At 67.1% G+C, this 18526-nt stretch carries 18 protein-coding genes; 8 read left to right on the forward strand and 10 right to left on the reverse strand.

Features of this window, described 5'->3' with window-relative positions:
* Positions 1-72 precede the first annotated feature (72 nt).
* Positions 73-411, forward strand: coding sequence for a 50S ribosome-binding protein YggL (locus tag PHLH3_RS08465; RefSeq protein WP_111263992.1), 339 nt, complete (start codon positions 73-75; stop codon positions 409-411).
* 117 nt (positions 412-528) lie between these two features.
* On the opposite strand, the gene PHLH3_RS08470 is transcribed toward PHLH3_RS08465, so the two are convergent.
* A complete protein-coding gene (locus tag PHLH3_RS08470) occupies positions 529-3486 on the reverse strand; it encodes an HD domain-containing phosphohydrolase (protein WP_213628888.1) in 2958 nt (985 codons plus the stop codon).
* A 390-nt stretch (positions 3487-3876) separates the two neighbouring features.
* On the opposite strand from PHLH3_RS08470, the gene PHLH3_RS08475 reads away from it, so the two are divergent.
* Positions 3877-4554, forward strand: coding sequence for a response regulator transcription factor (locus tag PHLH3_RS08475; RefSeq protein ID WP_173173685.1), 678 nt, complete (start codon positions 3877-3879; stop codon positions 4552-4554).
* An 81-nt stretch (positions 4555-4635) separates the two neighbouring features.
* Here PHLH3_RS08475 and PHLH3_RS08480 read toward each other — a convergent pair whose 3' ends face one another.
* The 6 genes from PHLH3_RS08480 to PHLH3_RS08505 form a co-directional block, all read right to left on the reverse strand.
* Positions 4636-5724 (reverse strand): FUSC family protein, encoded by a 1089-nt coding sequence (locus PHLH3_RS08480; protein WP_213628889.1) that lies wholly within the window; start codon positions 5722-5724, stop codon positions 4636-4638.
* A gap of 50 nt (positions 5725-5774) precedes the next feature.
* Positions 5775-7106: a deoxyguanosinetriphosphate triphosphohydrolase gene (locus PHLH3_RS08485; RefSeq protein WP_173173689.1), complete on the reverse strand. Its 1332-nt coding sequence runs from the start codon at positions 7104-7106 to the stop codon at positions 5775-5777.
* 109 nt (positions 7107-7215) lie between these two features.
* Positions 7216-8379 carry an EAL domain-containing protein gene (locus tag PHLH3_RS08490; RefSeq protein ID WP_213628890.1) on the reverse strand — a complete coding sequence of 388 codons (1164 nt, stop codon included), beginning with the start codon at positions 8377-8379 and terminating at the stop codon, positions 7216-7218.
* A 112-nt stretch (positions 8380-8491) separates the two neighbouring features.
* Positions 8492-8836, reverse strand: a complete 345-nt coding sequence (locus PHLH3_RS08495) for a hypothetical protein (RefSeq protein WP_173173693.1) — start codon at positions 8834-8836, stop codon at positions 8492-8494.
* Entirely contained in the window at positions 8833-9213 is a 381-nt protein-coding gene (locus PHLH3_RS08500) for a phage holin family protein (protein WP_244863002.1), read from the reverse strand. Before PHLH3_RS08500 ends, PHLH3_RS08495 begins: the two co-directional genes overlap by 4 nt.
* Positions 9214-9227: 14 nt before the next feature.
* A complete protein-coding gene (locus tag PHLH3_RS08505) occupies positions 9228-9542 on the reverse strand; it encodes a YqjD family protein (protein ID WP_111263984.1) in 315 nt (104 codons plus the stop codon).
* Positions 9543-9902: 360 nt separating this feature from the next.
* Between PHLH3_RS08505 and PHLH3_RS08510 the strand changes: the two genes are divergently transcribed.
* Entirely contained in the window at positions 9903-11111 is a 1209-nt protein-coding gene (locus PHLH3_RS08510; protein ID WP_213628892.1) for an ammonium transporter, read from the forward strand.
* 77 nt (positions 11112-11188) lie between these two features.
* Here the strand turns inward: PHLH3_RS08510 and PHLH3_RS08515 are convergent, their stop codons facing one another.
* The 3 genes from PHLH3_RS08515 to PHLH3_RS08525 form a co-directional block, all read right to left on the reverse strand.
* Positions 11189-12484 (reverse strand): OprD family porin, encoded by a 1296-nt coding sequence (locus PHLH3_RS08515; RefSeq protein ID WP_213628893.1) that lies wholly within the window; start codon positions 12482-12484, stop codon positions 11189-11191.
* A gap of 105 nt (positions 12485-12589) precedes the next feature.
* The gene (locus PHLH3_RS08520; RefSeq protein WP_213628894.1) at positions 12590-13456 is read right to left on the reverse strand and encodes an MBL fold metallo-hydrolase; all 867 of its coding nucleotides are present in this window, start codon (positions 13454-13456) and stop codon (positions 12590-12592) included.
* Between the two features lie 28 nt (positions 13457-13484).
* Positions 13485-14078, reverse strand: a complete 594-nt coding sequence (locus PHLH3_RS08525; RefSeq protein ID WP_213628895.1) for a glutathione S-transferase family protein — start codon at positions 14076-14078, stop codon at positions 13485-13487.
* Positions 14079-14234: 156 nt separating this feature from the next.
* Here PHLH3_RS08525 and PHLH3_RS08530 point away from each other — a divergent pair, with 156 nt between their 5' ends.
* The 5 genes from PHLH3_RS08530 (at position 14235) to PHLH3_RS08550 (ending at position 18515) form a co-directional block, all read left to right on the forward strand.
* On the forward strand, positions 14235-14816 hold the full coding sequence (locus PHLH3_RS08530) for a TetR family transcriptional regulator (protein WP_213628896.1): 582 nt from the start codon (positions 14235-14237) through the stop codon (positions 14814-14816).
* Positions 14817-14924: 108 nt separating this feature from the next.
* Positions 14925-16085 carry a DUF5610 domain-containing protein gene (locus PHLH3_RS08535; protein WP_213628897.1) on the forward strand — a complete coding sequence of 387 codons (1161 nt, stop codon included), beginning with the start codon at positions 14925-14927 and terminating at the stop codon, positions 16083-16085.
* A 46-nt stretch (positions 16086-16131) separates the two neighbouring features.
* Positions 16132-16371 (forward strand): glutaredoxin family protein, encoded by a 240-nt coding sequence (locus tag PHLH3_RS08540; protein WP_173173711.1) that lies wholly within the window; start codon positions 16132-16134, stop codon positions 16369-16371.
* 193 nt (positions 16372-16564) lie between these two features.
* Positions 16565-17041, forward strand: coding sequence for a MarR family transcriptional regulator (locus tag PHLH3_RS08545; protein WP_213628898.1), 477 nt, complete (start codon positions 16565-16567; stop codon positions 17039-17041).
* Positions 17034-18515, forward strand: coding sequence for an efflux transporter outer membrane subunit (locus tag PHLH3_RS08550; RefSeq protein ID WP_213628899.1), 1482 nt, complete (start codon positions 17034-17036; stop codon positions 18513-18515). Before PHLH3_RS08545 ends, PHLH3_RS08550 begins: the two co-directional genes overlap by 8 nt.
* Positions 18516-18526: the final 11 nt, after the last annotated feature.

Below are 18526 nucleotides of genomic sequence, written 5' to 3' on the forward strand. Positions count from 1 at the left end.
GCCACGCGGGCGGGCAAGGTGGCGATGAAACTGCTAGAGTGCCGCGCTTGAACACATGAAGAGGATTGCCTGATGGCCACAAATCGTTCCCGCCGCCTGCGAAAGAAGCTCTGCGTCGATGAATTCCAGGAGCTGGGTTGCGAGCTGAGCCTGACCTACAAGGACGGGCTGGCCGAAGCGGAGCTGGAAAGCTTCCTCGATCAGTTCATCGACGACGCGATCCAGGGCAACGGCCTGGGTTATGTCGGCGGTGACGACTACGGTTTCGTCTGCCTGTCCAAGCGTGGCTCGGTCAGCGAGGAGCAGCGCGGCAAGCTGGAAGCCTGGCTCAAGGGCCGCAGCGAGCTGGCCAGCTTCACCCTGAGCCCGCTGGTGGATGTCTGGTACCCGGAAAACCCGATCAACCAGTGATCCCGGCGGTATTGAAGAGGGGCGCTTGATGCGCCCCTTTTTCATGCCTGCGATTCACCACCGGTGTGGCGCGACCTGCCAGGCCGGCTGCAACCCGACACCGTGGCGCCGGAAGGGTTAGTTGCCCAGCCCCGCGCGTTCCAGGATCGCGCCCTCGTCCACTGCGTCGATCTGCTCGGGCCGCAGGAAGCGCTCCGCGTAGTCGCGGTACACGCCGGAGCGGATGAACAGGCCGAACAGTTCCGGATCGATGTGCGCGCCCTTGCACATGCCGACCATGATCCCCAGCGCCTCGGACAGCGTCTTGCCCTTCTTGTAGGGGCGGTCCACAGCCGTCAGCGCCTCGAAGATATCGGCGATGGCCATCATCCGCGCCGGCAGGCTCATCTGCTCGCGACTCAGGCGTTTCGGGTAGCCGCTGCCGTCCATCTTCTCGTGGTGGCCGCCGGCGATCTCGGCCACGCCCTTGAGGTGCGGCGGGAAGGGCAGTCGGTCGAGCATGAGGATGGTCTGCACGATGTGGTGGTTGATGATGTAGCGCTCCTCCGCCGTCAGCGTGCCCCGAGCGATGGAGAGATTGTGCAGTTCGCCGCGGTTGAACTTGTGCGTGGGCACGTCGAGCTTGAATCCCCAGGGGTTGTCGGGCGCCATGCGCTCGCTTTCCGGCCGCTCCAGGAGGTGTTCGGGGCGGTCGGCCAGCAGCGGCTCGTCCACCGGTAGCGGGCGCGGCGGGGTGCGGGCCATGCGCTGGCCTTCCTCCCAGGACACGCCGAGGCGGTCGTCCAGGGTCCGGCTCCAGGTGCGCGTGGCGATGGTCCTCAGGCGCTGCTGGTCTTCCTCGGCCATGAACTCACCGCCCAGGTTGCTGCGGGCGATGAAGGCGAACTCCTCGTCCAGGGTTGCCAGCAACGCGTCGCGCAGGCCGGCCTGGGTGGATGCGTCGGCGCCTTCGGCCACGGCCTTCCAGTAGGTGACCCAGGCATCGCGCTTGAGCACCTCGAAGCGCATGCGCACCTCATGGATGCGGTCGTAGAGGGTTTCCAGCTTGGTCGCCTTGTCCACCACGTACTCGGGGGTGGTGACCTTGCCGCAGTCGTGCAGCCAGGCGGCAATGTGCAGGGCCTCCCAGTCTTCGTCGCTGGGGGTGTAGTCGCGGAAGGGCGGCTCGTCGCTGGCCGCTGCGGCGCGGGCCAGCGCCAGGGTGATCTCCGGCACGCGCTGGCAATGGCCACCGGTATAGGGACTCTTGGCGTCGATGGCGCCGGCGATGAGCTGGATGAAGGCGTCGAGCAGCTGTTTCTGTTTCTCCAGCAGGCGCTGGCTTTCGATGCACAGCGCGGCGACCCCGGAGATGGCTTCGACGAAGGCGATGCGTTCGGGCCTGAGCATGGCCGGTTCTCCGCTGTCGCCCGTGTCGCTGTGCAGCAGCGCCAGCACGCCGACGGTTTCGCCCTGGCGATTGTGCAGGCCGGTGCTGACCATGTGCATCCGGGGACTTTCCAGGGTCCGTAGCACTTCACGCAAATCGTCGGCCTGGTCGAAGCCGAACGAGCGCACCTGACTGACTCCCCCGCTCGCTGGCAGGCGCAGCCAGTCGGGCAATCCCGCTTCGTCGAGGGCATGGCTGCGCAGGCCGTGGTTCTCGAGGTCGTGTTCGCTACCGCCAAGGAACAGACCGCTGGGCTCCAGGCGACCGCTGGTTCCGTCCAGCAGGTAGATGAAGCCGCCGGAGGCTTCGCTTATGGCTACCGTTTCCTCCAGCACGCGGCGCAAGAGCGCGTCGAAGCGGTTCTCGGCGGAGAGGCTCGCGGTTATTTCCAGGAAGCTGGCCAGGGTGTCCTTCATCTTCGCCATCGCCACGGCGAGCTGGTCCACCTCGAGCACCGGCGAGCGGCCCATGGTAGGGATCTCGAAGTTGAAGCTGCGGATGGCCTCCGCTTCGGCCACGAGGGCCTTCAGCGGCTTGACCAGCACCCGCGACAGCAGCCAGCCGATGGGAATGCACAAAAAGAGAATGCCGAGGGTCAGCACCGCCCCCTGCCAGCGGATGCGATAGGCGTCCGCCAGCAGTTCGTCCTCCGGTGCCAGCAACGCCAGGTAGAGGCCGTCGGGGCCGCCAGCCAGCAGGCGGTTCTGTGACACCACCCAGCGGCGCTTGGTCAGTTCCAGGGTGGTGCGCTGGTCCTGGGTCAGGCCCATGTCGATCAGTGCGGCGACGGCCGGGTCGAGGTCGCGCGCCATGGCCAGTTGCGGCTTTTCATCGATGCGCACGATCAGCCGGGAGATGTCCGGGTAGGCCACCGCGTGGCCGTCGGGCGAGAACAGCAGCACCTGGGTGGAGGGCGTGACCCGGTGCTGCGCCAGGGTGGCGGACAGGTCGTTCAGGGTCAGGTCGGCGGCGATCACCGCATCGTCGCCGGCGGGCTGGGCGAGGGTGGTGCCGACCGCGCCGGTGGAGAAGAACACATAGGGCCGGGTGGTGATCAGGCTGCCCTGCTCCAGGGCGCGCGAGTACCAGGGGCGGTTGCGCGGGTCGTAGCGCTCGTTGAGCTCCTGGCGACGGCTGATGAGCTCCAGGTCCGCATCGAAGTAGAGCGACTCGGAGCGGGCCCGGTTGAGGTTGTCGCGCTCGATGCTCCACAGCTGGTAGGCGGCACCTTCGGGGGCGTCGAAGCGCTGCTTGAGTTCGGCGGTGCGCAGCGGGCGCACCATGAAGAAGTCGCCGTCGTCGTAGCCGACATAGAGCGACGCCAGCTTGGGGTTGTCGCGCAGCGCCTGGGCGAAGCCGCGCAACAGCAGCTCCTGGCGCTGGTAGCCGGCGTACCGCTGGGTGCCGGGGTTGAGGGCCAGCAGGTTGAGCAGGTGGTGGATGGGGCGGTAGGTGTTTTCCAGGTCGGTCTCGACGTCCTGGCTGATGCGCTCGAAGAGCGTGTCGCTGCTGGAGAGGATGATCTGGCTGGTCTGCCTGTAGTTGAAGATTCCCAGCACGATGCCGGTCGTCAGCAACAGGAGGGTGAACAGCAGGCTGATATGGACATGCAACGGAAAACGGCGTTCGACCGGCTTGTACGGCATTGCCCGAAGCTCCTCAATCCCTGTCTAGGAAAAGACCCGCATGGAGAATAGATGAGCGTTTGGACGGCTGTGCCAGCGCGGCGAAATAAATAGCGTCGCGGTCGGATGGTCACGCGTCGCTGGCATCTATCGTCCTGGCGACCGTGGCGCACGCCCTGGCGTCCGACGTTGTGCGAAGTCTTCCGGGAGGGGTGAGGGCAATGCGTCCGATCATCGCTCCGCACGACCATTCGACGCGCCGTGCCGTTGTTTTCTCTAGGACTTCGTAGGAGTTATCTCAAGTTTCTGAGCGGCAGGTCTGGAAGCACTTCCAGCGCCTCCGGCGTGCTCGACAGGCTCGGATGCCCCTCTATCTTGGCAGCTCCGAATCACCGTAGATGGAGACGCAAGGTGAGCAAACTCGTAGACCTGGATGCATTCATTCGCGCAGGCGGTGAGTCGCCGCGCAAGGTTCTGATCGTCGACGACCACCCCGTCATCCGGCTGGCTGTCCGCCTGGTGTTGACGCGGGAAGGGTATGAGGTGGTCGCCGAGACGGACAATGGCGTCGATGCCATCGCGTTGGCTCGCGACCACCTGCCCGACCTGGTGATCCTCGACATCGGCATTCCCAAGCTCGGTGGCCTCGACGTGATCGCCCGCATCAGCTCGCTGGACCTGCCCTTGCGGGTGTTGGTACTGACCGGGCAGAACCCCAGCCATTACGCCGCCCGCTGCATGCAGGCCGGCGCCGCGGGCTTCGTCTGCAAGGAAGGCGACCTGGGCGAGCTGACCGCCTCGGTGCGCGCCGTGCTGTCCGGCTACAGCTATTTTCCCAGCGAGGTCATCCGTACCGGCAAGCGCCAGGGCGGCATGCCCGACGACAGCGAGATGATCGAACGCCTCTCGGATCGCGAACTGGTGGTGCTCAAGTACCTGGCCAACGGCTACACCAACAAGCAGATCGCCAGCGAGATGTTCATCAGCAACAAGACGGTGAGCACCTACAAGTCGCGCCTGCTGCTCAAGCTCAACTCGCGCTCGCTGATCGAGCTGGTCGAATTCGCCAATCGCAACGAACTGGTGTGAAGCGCAGGATGGCTGCGCACCCCAGCCGGTGCGTCGCCATCGATCACCCCACAATCCCTTTTCTCGCGCCCGGCGGCTGGCCTATTCCTGGGCGGGTCGTGGCACCCCTCTGGTGGCGGGCGAGATCGGGGCTTCGACCTTGCGCTCGCCCCAGCGCAGGCGCGCGCGGTGCGCGGCGTAGGCCATCAGCAGTGCCAGGGCGCAGCCCAGCAGGCTGTTGTAGAGGCGTACCTCGGGCAGGTGCCAGTCGCGGGCGAGGCTTTCGGATAGCAGCACGAAGCAGACGGTGGTCTGTACCACGAACAGGCCGTAGTGCTGGGCGATGAAGGCGCGGCTGAGCACGATCAGCGGCAGCATGCAGGCCACCAGCAGCGCCGGGCTCTGCAGCCAGTGGCCGAAGAGGATCAGCAGCAGGGCGCCGATCAAGGTGCCGAGTCCGCGCTGGATGCCGCGCACCAGGCTGCTGTCGAGTTCCATCTGCAGGGTGGTCACCACCGTCAGCGTCAGCCAGTAGCCGCGCGGCATGCCGGTGAGGTTGGCGGCCAGGCCGGCCAGGGCGATGGCCAGCGTGCAGGCCAGCGCGTGGATCCACCACAGCCGTCGGGGCAGCCGCGCGGCGTGGCGGCGCAGTACACGGCTGAAGCCGAGCAGGCGTGGGAGCAGGGGCCACAGGCGCAGCCCGTGCATGCCACGCAGGAAGAACGCCAGCAGCATCACCCAGAGCCCGCCGATGGCGAACAGCGCCCCCACTGCCAGGCCATTGTTGAGGCTGCCGCTGCCGGCCTGACCCTGGCCGAGGCAGAGGCATACCGCCAGGCCGACGCCGAGCTTGCCCAGTTCGGTGCCGTAGCGCTGCAGCAGGGCCAGGAAGAAGCCCCACAGGGCGAAGCTGGCGAGGCTCAGCAGGGGATGGCTGGCGGCCCAGAAGCCGACCCCCGCGCTGAGGGCGCCGAGCAGGGTGAGCAGCAGCATGCGCAACATGCCGAAGCGGTGCATGGGGTTGGCCAGGGCGGCCTGGAAGGCGCCGGTGGCGGCCCAGAGGAAGCCGGTATGGGCGGTGAACAGACCCAGCATCAGCGGCAGGCCGCAGCCCAGGCCGGCGATGGCGGCCGGCCCCCAGGCTGCCGGGCCGGCATGCCAGTGCATGCTTTGTCTGAGCGCCTTGCGCATCTGTCGTGACTCCTTGCAACGGCCGCCCGGCTGCGGGCGGCCTGGTAACCCTAGACCGGGCTGGAACGCCCGGTCATCTCGCGGGCCATTTCCGTGGCGTAGCTGTCGGTCATCCCGGCGATGAAGTCGATGACCCGCAGGAACGAGCGGTATAGCGGCCACGCCGGGTCGGGGGCGTTGTTGCCGAGCAGGTCGAGGATGCGCCGGTTCTTGAACGAGGGGGTGCGCCCGCCGTGCTGCTCCAGCGCCGCGCCGCAGAAAGCGTTGAGGAGGATCTCCAGGGTGGTGTAGGCACCGATCTCGTGGAGCGTCTTGCGCTTGTCCTGGAAGATGCGTTCCCGCGCGATGGCCTTGGCGCGCAGCACGCAGTGCTTGGCCGGGCCGTGCATGTGCTCCACCAGGTCGCCCTGCAGGGTGCCGGCGAGCAGCGCGTCCTGCTGGTCGACGAAGGCATGTGCCGCGGCATTGGTCAGGTGCTCGATGGCCTTGCCGCGGAGGATCGCCAGCTTGCGCCGTCGCGAGTCGCGCGGGCCCAGTTGCCGGTAGGTTTCCGGCAGGTCGTCGCCCACCAGGCCGAGCAGCACCGCCTCGACCTCCTCGTAGTCGAGCAACTCCATTTCGAGGCCGTCCTCGAGGTCGATCAGTGCGTAGCAGATGTCGTCCGCCGCCTCCATCAGGTAGACCAGCGGATGGCGCGCCCACCGCTGTTCCTCCAGCTGCGGCAGGCCCAGCTTCTGGGCGATCTGCTCCAGCAGCGGCAGTTCGCTCTGGTAGCAGCCGAACTTGTGTTTCTTGTAGCCCAGGGCCTCGGCATGGCGGGCCGTCCAGGGGTACTTGAGGTAGGTGCCGAGGGTGGCGTAGGTCAGTCGCGTCCCGCCGTCGAACTGGTGGTACTCCAGCTGCGTGAGGACGCGAAAGCCCTGCGCGTTGCCTTCGAAGCTGAGGAAATCGGCACGCTCGGTGTCGCTCATGGCGTCCAGCCAACCGCGCGCGGACGCCTGCTGGAACCAGTGGCGGATGGCGTCTTCGCCGGAGTGGCCGAAGGGTGGGTTGCCGATGTCGTGGGCCAGGCAGGCGGACTGCACGATCACCCCGAGGTCGGCCGGGTCGCACCAGTCCGGCATCGCATCGCGCAGCACTTCGCCCACGCGCATGCCCAGCGAACGGCCCACGCAGCCGACCTCCAGGGAGTGGGTCAGGCGCGTGTGGATGTGGTCGTTGCTGGAGACGGGGTGGACCTGGGTCTTGCGCCCCAGGCGCCGGAACGCCCCGGAAAAGATGATGCGGTCATGGTCCTTGTGGAACGAACTGCGGCCCAGTTCCTCGGTGCTGTGCACCGGTTTGCCGAGCCGTTCACGGGTGAGCAGTGTCTGCCAGTCCAACGCCAGTCCTCGCCGTTCAGTGGCTGAAGGGGGCTAGCTTCCCGGTTAACGCGCAGCGCCGCAAGGGGACCCGGGGCGCGTGTCGGAGTTCCCGCAGGCGCCGGGGGGGTCACAGGCCGGCGGCGTCGATGTCCACCAGCAGCAGGCGGCCGCCGTTGTCGATGAACTGGCCGGCGGTCAGGCAGTACTGGTTGGTGGTGGCGTCGCGGTAGGTGCTGGAGAGGGTCAGCCGGCGCTCTTCCCAGCCCTCGGCGAGCAGGTGATAGAAGTACGGCCGCCAGGACCAGTTGTGGCCCTGGTAGCGGGCATCTTCGTGCCAGGCCTGGCCATTCCATTCCAGGTTCGGGGTGAGCTGCGTGCCGTTACGGTCGCACTGGTAGATGCGCAGCAGCCAGGGGTAGTGCTCGGGCGAGGGCAGGGAGGAGAGCGGCGCGTTGCCCTCGGCCCAGTTGCGCAGCTGATTCATCAGCAGCGTGAGCTGCTGGCGCATGGTCATCAGCCGGGCGCGCTCGGCCAGCTTGCGCTGTACGTACTGGTCGCGCAGCTGGGCGAAGCGGTCGACGAAGGCGTCGGCGGCGAAGAACTCCAGCTCCGGCTTGGCGAACAGGTAGCCCTGCACGTAGCGGGCACCGCATTCAAGGGCGAAGTCCAGCTCGGCCTCGGTCTCCACGCCCTCGGCGATGATCCAGCAACCGGTCTTCTCGGCCATCTGCGCCAGGGCCTTGACCACCTCGCCGCTGGGGCCGCCACGCGCGGCGGCCTGGAACAGCTGCATGTCGAGCTTGAGGATGTCCGGCTGCAGGGCGAGCACGCGGTCGAGCTGGGAGTAGCCGGCGCCGAAGTCGTCGATGGCGATGCGCGCGCCGGCCTGGCGGTAGCGTGCGACCACGTCCGGCAGGCGCTGGCTGGCGCCACCCAGTTCGGTGATCTCGAAGACGATGCGCTCGGGGGCCACGCCGTTGCGTTCCAGTTGCTTGAGGCTGGGCAGCGCCTGGCCGGGGTGCAGGCGGCTGATCCAGCGCGGCGAGATATTGATGCTGAGGAACCAGTCCGCAGGGGCCTGGTGCAGGCGCCTGAGAGCGTCCTCGCGGATCTCCCGATCGAGGCGGCGCAGGGCCGCAGGCGGCACCTTGGAGTCGGCGAACAGCGGGCCGACCGACAGGAGCCGGCCGTCATCCTGGCGCAGGCGTCCCAGGGCTTCGACCCCGGCGATGCGTCCTGTCGCGGTGTCGATGAACGGCTGGAAGCAGGCAAGTGGTTGCCCGTCTATCACGGTGACTCCTTAGGGCTGGCCCGAAATGCACGCGCTCGCCGAAACGACGCGGAGGGAACCGGCTTCTACCGGCTCCCTCCCAAAGCAAGAATGTGGCCAGCTTGTCCTACGATCAGACCTTGGTGGTAGACGGCGGTTTGACGTCAGAACGGCGCCAGGCTCCGCCCAGCAAGGGCAGCAGCGTGGTACCCAGGCGCAGCAATCGAGTCAGATTGCCACTACGGGCGGCGAAGAAGCCCAGCGCGGCGACGCCGGCGATGCCCCAAAGGGGGGCGTGGGGCAGGGTGCCCAGTTGCTGCTGCCAGCCGCTGGCGATGCCCTTGGCACGGCGCAGCGGCTGGGTGAGGACCAGGGTTTCGTGGCGGATCTCCTGGCGATGCATCTCCAGGCGCAGGCGCACCAGCGCCTTGCGCAGTTCGCGGCGGGAGGTGGTTCGGTGCGTTTCGGGCAGGCTCATGGCAGCAGGCGCTCGCGGTCCTGGGCCAGCTCTTCGAGCGTGGCGGAGAAGGGTGAGGACTCATCGTCCACGGCCTGTTTCAGGCGCCAGGCGCAGTAGAGGGTGAGCAGGAAATAGACGAGGCACAGGCCGCTCATTGTCTCGATCCGCGCGGTATCCCAGAACAGCACCAGCAGCAGCGCAGAGAGCGCCACCAGCAGGAGCAGGGCGAAGATCAGCGACAGGCCGGCGAACAGCAGCAGGCGCAACGTGTTGGCCTTCTGTTCCTGCAACTCGATGCCGAACAGTTCGACGTGACTGTGCAGCAGGCCGAGGAAGGCGGCGCCGAGGCGCCGCGGGGAGGGGCCTTGGCCCGCGTTCTGCGGGCCGGATTCCATTCCCGGCTCCATGGTCAGCGACGCGAGGCGAGCAGGCCGAGGAGGAAGCCGATGCCGGCGGAGAGGCCGATGGTCTGCCAGGGATGTTCCTGTACATAGTCTTCGGTAGCGGCGACGGCGGCCTTGCCCTTGTCGACGATCTTCTCCTCGGTCAGGTGCAGGGTCTCACGGGCGCGCTTGAGGGACTCATGGATCTGCAGGCGCAACTCCTCTGCCTGGTCGCCGGCAAGACTGGCGGTGTGTTGCAGCAGTTTTTCGGTGTCGCCGACGAGGGCCTGGAATTCGGTAAGCAGGTCGTCCTGAGCGCGGCTGGCGGTCTTGCGTGGCATGGCGTGGATCTCCTTGAGGACTGGGAACGCTTGGTAGTTGTGAGTCGCAGCGTCGGGTTTAGGTTCCGGCGATATTTGTGCTCGGGCGCTGGTATGGCGCTTGCAACGCCCTGGTGCGCCAGAGCGTCGCTGCGCCCCGTTATCGGGCGTCGCGCGGGGCTTCGACAGGGCTGTCGAATCCTGGCAAGCATATGAAAAACAAAGAGAAAGCCTGAAAAGTCAAACTGCCGGCTGCACCGCTCCGCCCCGTTATGGCCACAGGCATAGAACCGTTCGGGGGCGTGATGGCTTCAGTGTGGTGCGTGTCCGGCGTGCTTTGAACCGTATTGGTGCTTTTTCCCTGCCGGAGCCTTCCTGCCAATGGAAAACCTCAACAGTGCCGTGCAAACCCTGATCCACGGCTCCAACACCCTGTTCATCCTGATGGGCGCCGTGATGGTGCTCGCCATGCACGCCGGCTTCGCGTTCCTGGAAGTGGGCACCGTGCGCCAGAAGAACCAGGTCAACGCCCTGTCGAAGATCCTCTCGGACTTCGCCATCTCCACCCTGGCCTACTTCTTCATCGGCTACTGGGTGGCCTACGGCGTGACCTTCCTGCAGCCGGCCGGCGAGCTGGCGGCGGAACACGGCTACGCGCTGGTGAAGTTCTTCTTCCTGCTGACCTTCGCCGCCGCCATCCCGGCGATCATCTCCGGCGGCATCGCCGAGCGCGCCCGCTTCGGCCCGCAGCTGTGCGCCACGGCGTTGATCGTGGCCTTCGTCTACCCCTTCTTCGAGGGGCTGATCTGGAACGGCAACTTCGGCCTGCAGGACTGGCTGAAGGCGAGCTTCGGCGCTGGCTTCCACGACTTCGCCGGCTCCGTGGTGGTGCACGCGGTGGGAGGCTGGCTGGCCTTCGGCGCGGTGGTGTTGCTGGGGCGCCGTGACGGCCGCTACCGAGATGGCCGCCTGGTGGCCTTCGCGCCGTCGAACATCCCCTTCCTGGCGCTGGGCTCTTGGATCCTCATCGTCGGCTGGTTCGGCTTCAACGTGATGAGCGCGCAGACCCTGCAAGGCGTCAGCGGCCTGGTGGCGGTCAATTCCTTGATGGCGATGGTCGGTGGCACGGTCGCCGCGCTGCTGGTGGGGCGCAACGACCCGGGCTTCCTGCACAACGGCCCGCTGGCCGGACTGGTGGCGATCTGCGCAGGCTCCGACCTGATGCACCCGGTGGGGGCCCTGGCCACCGGTGCCATCGCGGGCGGCCTGTTCGTCTGGGCCTTCACCGCGACCCAGGTGAAGTGGAAGCTGGACGACGTGCTGGGCGTCTGGCCGCTGCACGGCCTGTGTGGTGTCTGGGGCGGCATCGCCTGCGGCATCTTCGGGCAGGAGGCGCTCGGCGGCCTGGGGGGCGTCAGCCTGGTGAGCCAGTTGATCGGCACCGGCCTCGGCGTGCTGGTGGCGCTGGTGGGCGGCTTCCTGGTCTACGGCCTGCTGAAGAAGACCCTGGGCATCCGCCTGTCCCAGGAGCAGGAGTACTACGGCGCGGACCTGTCGATCCACAAGATCGGCGCGACCAGCCAGGATTGATGCACTCCCATCCGGACGGGATCGCAGGATGAAGAAAGCCCGCCATATGGCGGGCTTATTCATTGCACGGCGGGTGACTACCAGAGCGGCACCACGTAGCTGACGATCAGGCGGTTCTCGTCGATGTCGTTGCCGAAGTTGGTCGAGCGCACCGTCGCGTTGCGCCATTTCACGCCGAGGTTCTTCAGCGGGCCGTCCTGGAAGACGTAGGCGATGTCGGTGTTGCGTTCCCATTCCTTGCCTTCGGGGCGACCGGCGCCCAGGTCGACATTGTCGCCGGACAGGTAGCGGGTCATGAAGGTCAGGCCGGGGATGCCCATGGCGGCGAAGTTGTAGTCGTAGCGCGCCTGCCAGGACTTCTCGTCCTTGGCGGCGAAGTCGCCGATCTGCACGTAGTTGACCAGGAAGGGATCGGTGCCGTTGATGTAGGCGTAGCCGGTATCCCCGCTCATGCTCTGGTAGCCGAGGCCGAAGGCGTGGCCGCCCAGGGCGTAGGTGAACATGGCGCCGAAGGCCTTGTTGTCGACGTTGCTGCTGCCTTCGTCGGTGGAGCGGGCGTAGCGGATGTCACTCTTGAGCGACTGCTTGTCACCCAGCGGCAGGGTGTGCAGGACGGTGAAGATGTGCTGTTTGTAGAACTCGTCCAGGTTGCCGTAGTTGTAGCCGGTGGCGAGGTTGTCGTTCCACTTGTAGGTGGCACCGGCGAAGTTGAACTCGTCGCTGGTCTGGCCACCGCGGAAGGTGATGCCCCGGGCACCGCCGGCACCGGTGGCGGCGACGCGGCTGTTGGTGATGGTCATGTCCTCGTAGTCCGAGGAGTCGCGCTGGTTCACCTGCTTGAGCTGGCCGGCGTCGAGGGTCAGGCCGTCGATTTCCATCGAGTTGATGTGGCCGCCCTGGAAGGTCTGCGGCAGCAGGCGCGAGTCGTTGTATTGCACCGTCGGCAGCTTGGGCAGCAGGGTGCCGACCTTGAGCACGCTCTTGGAGGCACGCAGCTTGGCGGTCAGGCCCACTTCGCCGTATTCGTCCTGGGCGCGGTTGGGCGCTTCGCGGTCGCGCTTGAGCAGGCCGGTGCCGGTGCGGTCCGGGCTGGAGTCGAGCTTGATGCCCAGGGCGCCGATGGCGTCGACACCGACGCCGACGGTGCCTTCGGTGAAGCCCGACTCGTAGCGCAGCAGGAAGCCCTGGGCCCACTCCTCGGCCTTGGACTGGGCGGCGCCGTCCTGGCGGAAGTCACGGTTGAAGTAGAAGTTGCGCAGTTCGACGCTGGCCTTGCTGTCTTTCAGGAATTCGGCCTGGGCGAGGCCGGGCAGGGTGAGGCCGGTGCTGAGCGCAGCCAGGGCGATGGCGTGCGCGAGCGAGGTCTTGCTCATTGTTATTGTCTCCTCGTTGGGGTTGCGGGGCGGTTGGGCCGCCCCGTTACAACGAGTGGAATTAAGCATCCGGTAACACAATCGTCATTTAGACATTGGTCGCCCTCACTGCACCCACTGCGGGTAGTAGCCGAGGCGGTCCTGCACGGCGGCGTCATGGGCCGGCACCACGGTGAGGTCCGGCTCGGCCTGCAGCAGGTCGTGAACGCGCCGGAGCTGGGCGAGGGTGCCGTCGCGGTCGTTGTCCACCATCCGGCGGCTGACCCAGAACTTCTCGTGGGGCCCGGTGAAGCCTTCCAGGCGCCAACTGGTGTCGCCGGTGAAGAAGAAGCGGCGACCGTCGTCGAGGGTGAGGAACAGCCCCACCGAGCCCGGCGTGTGACCGGTGAGCGGCACCAGGACCAGGCTGCCGTCGCCGAACAGGTCGAGGCTCTCGTCGAACCCCATGTAGGGCTCGGGCTGGAAGTCGAAGGGCCGCCAGAGGATCTCGTGGGTGAACTGGCTGGGCAGCACCGCCGGCGGCGCGGCGATGTGGCTGAACTCGATCTCCGCCCAGGGCGCCCAGACCGGCACCTCGGGGAAGTCCGCCAGGCCCGAGGCGTGGTCCCAGTGCGCGTGGGTGAGGAGGATGCGGTCGACGCGGATGCCGTCGCGGTCCAGTTGGTCGCGCGCGGGGGTGACGTCCTCGTACTTGAACAGCGGCTTGTCCCACCAGGGCATGTCGCCCTTGAACTGGGCATCCACCTGGCGCCCCAGGCCGGTGTCCAGCAGCAGGGTGGCGGCGTGGTGCTGGATGAGCACGGCGGTGTGGTTGACCGCGACGGTCCTGGTCCACTGGCCGCCCTCCATGGTGAAGGCGTCGAGGGTCTCGGCGTGGGAAGTCTTCACCAGGGCGAAGCGCAGGCCCTGGGCGCTGGCGAAGGGGCTGGCGGCCAGCAGCAGGCCGGTGAGGAGGAGGCGGAGCAGGCGCATGGGGGCTTCCTTGCAGTGGCGGAGGTGTTCAGAGGCGGGGCAGTTCGACGTAGCCGGGCAGGGCGCGGATGCGGTCGCACCACTGGCGGATGTGCGGGTAGGGCGCGAGTTCGACGCCGCCTTCCCCGGCCATCGCCAGGTAGGGGTAAAGCGCGACGTCGGCGATGCTGGGGGTAGCGCCTTCGGCCAGCCAGGCGTTGCGGCCCAGTTGCAGCTCGACCACGGCCAGCACCTGGCGCGCCTTGGCCTGGGTGGCCTCGAGGTCGCCCGGGCGGCGGAACAGCTTGATCACCCGTGCGCTGGCCGGGCCGTGATGCAGCTCGTTGGCGGCGAAGCTCAGCCAACCGGCGATGCGTCCCTGTTGCAGCGCGTCATCGGGCAGCCAGTCGGGTGCGTGGCGGCGTGCCAGGTAGACGAGGATGGCCTGGGAGTCCACCAGCGCCTGGCCATCTTCCACCAGCACGGGCACCTGGCCACGGGGATTGAGGGCGAGGAACGCCGGTTGCTTCTGTTCACCGGCGGCCAGGTTGACCGTGACGATCTCGGCGCGCTGGCCGATCAGGCCGAGGAACAGACGGACCTTGTAGCAGTTGCCGGAAAGCGGGAAGTCATGGAGCTGCATGGGGGAGACCCTGGTTGTGGTTGTGCGGCTGGATATTAGACAGACAGGTCTGTATATTTCAAGTGCCAACCGTGTCGCGTGCCTCGCAGGCCGATGCGATGCGGGTTTGAGCCGGTGCGGGCGGATACGCATAATGCGCCGGTCAGGAGGTTCCACATGGCTTCGAGCAAACGCGATCAGTTGATCGACACTGCCATCGCGCTGTTCTACCGCGACGGTTTCCACGCCACCGGCATCGATCGCATCCTCGCGGAATCCGGGGTGGCGAAGATGACGCTGTACAAGCACTTCAAGTCCAAGGAAGAGCTGATCGAGGCGGCGCTGCGCCGGCGGCTGGAGCCGAGCCGCCAACTGATGGCCTGGGCGCTGGAGAACCTGTCGCCGACGGCGGCGATCCTTGCCGTCTTCGATGGCCTGCACCAATTGCTCCACGGCAGCGAGTTCTTCGGTTGCGCCTTCGTCAACGCCGCTGCCGAGTTCCATGACCGCGAGCACCCGATCCACCGCGTCGCCGCCCTGCACAAGGCGAACGCCGAGCAGCACTTCCGCTTGGCGCTGGAGCGCTTGCAGGTCTCGGAGCCCGAGCGTCTCGCGCGGCAGCTGCAATACCTGATGGAAGGGGCGATCACCATGGCCCACATGCAGGGGCCGGCGCAGCAGGCGCTGGAGGCCAGGGACGCCGCTGCCGTGCTGCTGCAGGCGGCGGGTGTCGCTGTATCGGGCACGCCGAACTCCTGACGTCAATATCGGTCGCTGCCGTCCATCGGCAGGTGATGGATTCGTTCTCAAGGTTTCCCGGGGGATGCCGTCAAATCGGTGTACATCCGATTTTCCGGGACTGCCGCTATGAAGACTCTCGATTCCCTGGCTTCCGCAACCACGCGCCCGAGTTATCTGAACAAGATCGACAGCGCGACCCGTAATGCCACCAACGCGCAGAACGTGCTGACCAACCGCGTCGCCCAGCGCCTGGGTGTCGAGCCCGGCAGCCTGGCCGGCAAGACCCAGGACGACTACACGCCCGACAAGGTGGCCGGGCGCATCCTCGACTTCGTCGGGGGCCGCATCCAGGCCGAGGCGGCCAAGGGCGCCGACCCCGAGAAACTGCAGAAGATGCTCGACCAGGCCCGCGAAGGCGTGGAGAAGGGCTTCGCCGAGGCGAAGAAGATCCTCCAGGGCCTGGGTGTGCTGGGCGGCAAGATCGCCAGCGACATCGAGGACACCTTCGGCAAGATCCAGGACGGCCTCGACAACCTGGCCAGTTCCCTCGGCCTGGATGGCAAGACACCGAGCACCGGCTCCTCCGGTAGCACCGGCGTAAGTACTTCAAGCCAGAGCTTCTCCGCGCGTTCCTCGACCTTCGACATGGAGGTGACCACCAAGGAAGGCGACAAGGTGAAGATCTCCATCGCCCAGGCCTCGGCCGACTGGTCGAAGAGTTCCTCGACGAACTCAGGCAAGGACGGCAACAGCGCCACCAGCGTCAAATCCGAATCCGGCAGCCTGCAGATCGGCGGCTGGAAGGTGCAGGTGGACGGCGACCTCAACGACGACGAGAAGGCCGCGCTCAACGACCTGCTCGACCAGGTGCAGGACATCTCCAGCAAGTTCTATTCGGGCGACCTCAACGGCGCCTTCGACCGCGCCCTGGCCCTGGACATGAACGGCGACCAATTGGCCTCGATGTCGCTCAACCTGACCCAGACCACGGTCAAGGCCACCAGCACCTATGGCTCCGTGGCCCAGGAGGGTGGCCAGCCGGCCAGCGCGGTGAACACCTCGCTGCAGGACTATGCCAAGGGCATGCTCGAGGCGCTGAGGAACGCCGCCAAGCTGTCCGACGACCCGAAGGGCACGCTGCAGGACCTGCTCAACGGCGGCTTCTCGCTCAACGAGCGCCTCAGCGACAACCAGCTGGACAAGGCCCAGGCCTTCAACAGCAAGCTGCTGGACGGGCTGCAGAACCTGCTGCCCGCCACCGCCAGGGTCGACTCGGCCAAGGCCTGAGGCGTGCTAGAATCCGCGCCTTTCCTGATTGGCGAGGCGCGTGGCGATGCTCCCCGAATGCAGCCTGTTCGGCACCCTGGGTTGCCATCTCTGTGAAGTGGCGGAGGGCGTGCTCATGCCCTTCGTCGAGCATGGCCTGATGGTCGAGCTGATGGACATCGCCGACCGCGAGGAATGGATGGACGACTACGCCCTGCGCATTCCCGTACTGCGTCGCTGCGATACCGGTGCCGAGCTGGACTGGCCCTTCGACGCCGCCAAGGTCGCCGCCTTCCTCGAACACTGACCGCTGGTCGGTTGCCTCCCCCAAGCCTTTCCCGCCTCACGGGTCACCGCGCCCCGTGGTGACTGCTTTCCTGCCGATCAATCCCCCTTTCAGGGAACGGATTGTCGATCCAATGCAACAGTGAATGCCTTGCCAAATGTTTCATCACTCGTATGATTGCCCAGTCAGTTACTGCCTAGGCAGATATTAGCCAATGAAGCACTACAGCCCCGCCGACTACCCCTTCACCGGCTCCATCGGCCAGTACATCGGGCGTTCCGCGCTGCTCAAGGACCGCCTGCTCGACCGTTACCTGGCGCCCCTGGACATCACTTCCGCCCAGTTCAAGGTGCTGATGTTCATCTACATGGACCGCGCCAATACTCCGGCCGACCTGTGCCGTGAGCTCTCGGTGGACAGCGGCTCCATGACCCGCATGCTCGATCGCCTGGAGAAGAAGGGCCTGCTGCTGCGCAAGCCCTGCCCGTCGGACCGCCGCAGCGTGCGCCTGGCCCTCAGCGAGGACGGCCTGCGCATCAGCCGGCAGATGCCGGAGATCGTCGCCGACGCCATGAACGAACTCACCAGCCCGCTGACCAGCGAGGAACTCCGCACCCTGGTGGGCCTGCTGGGCAAGATCTTGCAAGGGCGCGACCCGTGCGCGCCGCTCGGAGCGACCGATCATGAATGAATACCGCCGCACGACCCGCCTGGGGCGTAGCGCCCTGGTGCTCGGCGCCGCCCTGGCGCTGGCCGCCTGCGCCAGCTCCAGCGGCCTGGAGCCCGAGGGCAGGACTCTCGATGCCGCCGCCCTGGAGGCCGGGCGCAGCCTGGCGGGCACGCCTCTCAGCGCCGCCGCCTGGCCGCGCCAGGACTGGTGGAAGCAACTGGGTGACGCCCAGCTCGACGCCATGGTGGACGAAGCCCTTGCCGGCTCGCCGGACCTGCAGGTGGCCACCGCCCGTACCCGCAAGGCCCTGGCCGAAGCCCAGGCGCAGGACGCCGCGCGCATGCCCAGTGTCAATGCCAGCGCCAGCTATTCCGGTGCCCGTGCGCCGGAGAGCGTGGTGCCCGCGCCCATCGGCGGCAGCTATGCGGCCGTGAAGTACCTGTCCCTGGGGTTCAGCTACGACATCGACCTCTGGGGCGGCCAGCGCGCCGCCTGGGAAGCCGCGCTCGGCCAGGCCCGCGCCGCCGAGGTGGACCAGCAGGCCGCGCGCCTCAACCTGTCCGCCAGCGTCGCCCGCGCCTACAGCCAGCTCGCCTACGCCTTCGTCGCCCGTGACCTGGCCGAGGAGGAGCTCAAGCGCTCCGAGCACCTCTACAGCCTCAGCAAGCAGCGCCTGGCAGCCGGCCTGGACAGCAAGGTGCAGCTGCAGCAGAGCGAGGCCCAGCAGGCTGCCGCACACCAGCAACTGCTGGCCGCCGAGCAGCAGATCGACAGCGACCGCATCACCCTCGCCGTGCTGCTGGGGCAGGGCCCCGACCGTGGCCAGCGCATCCAGCGCCCCGCAGTCCTGCAGCCCACCGCCCTGGCGCTGCCGTCGGACCTGCCGGCCGAACTGCTCGGCCGCCGCCCGGATGTGATCGCCGCGCGCTGGCGCGTCGAGGCGGCGAGCAAGGGCATCGAGTCGGCCAAGACCGGCTTCTATCCCAACCTCAACCTCAGCGCCATGGTCGGCCTCGCCGCCCTGAGCAGCGGCGACCTGTTCAAGGGTGACAGCCGCTTCTACCAGGTGGCGCCGGCCATCTCCCTGCCGGTGTTCGACGGCGGCCGCCTGCGCGCCAACCTGGCGGGTGTGGATGCCGACTACGACCTGGCCGTGGCCCAGTACAACAAGACCCTGGTGGCCGCCCTCGGCGAGGTCAGCGACGACCTCAGCCAGCTGCGCTCCCTGGCGCAGCAGATCGAGGTGCAGCGCCAGGCCCGCGATATCGCCAAGTCGAACTACGACCTCGACATGCGCCGCTATGGAGAAGGCATCGGCAACTACCTGGACGCCCTCAGCGTCGAGCAGCAGTTGCTGGTCACCGAACGCCAGCTGGCCAGCCTGGACGTCCAGCAGATCGACACCTCCGTGCGCCTGGTGCAGGCCCTCGGCGGTGGCTTCCAACCCGAACCGACTCCGCTCGCCCAGGGCGCCCGCCCGGCTGCCGCTGAATGAACGAGGCACAG

It is taken from the genome of Pseudomonas sp. Pc102 (genome assembly GCF_018408275.1).
Taxonomy (GTDB): Bacteria; Pseudomonadota; Gammaproteobacteria; order Pseudomonadales; family Pseudomonadaceae; genus Metapseudomonas; species Metapseudomonas tohonis.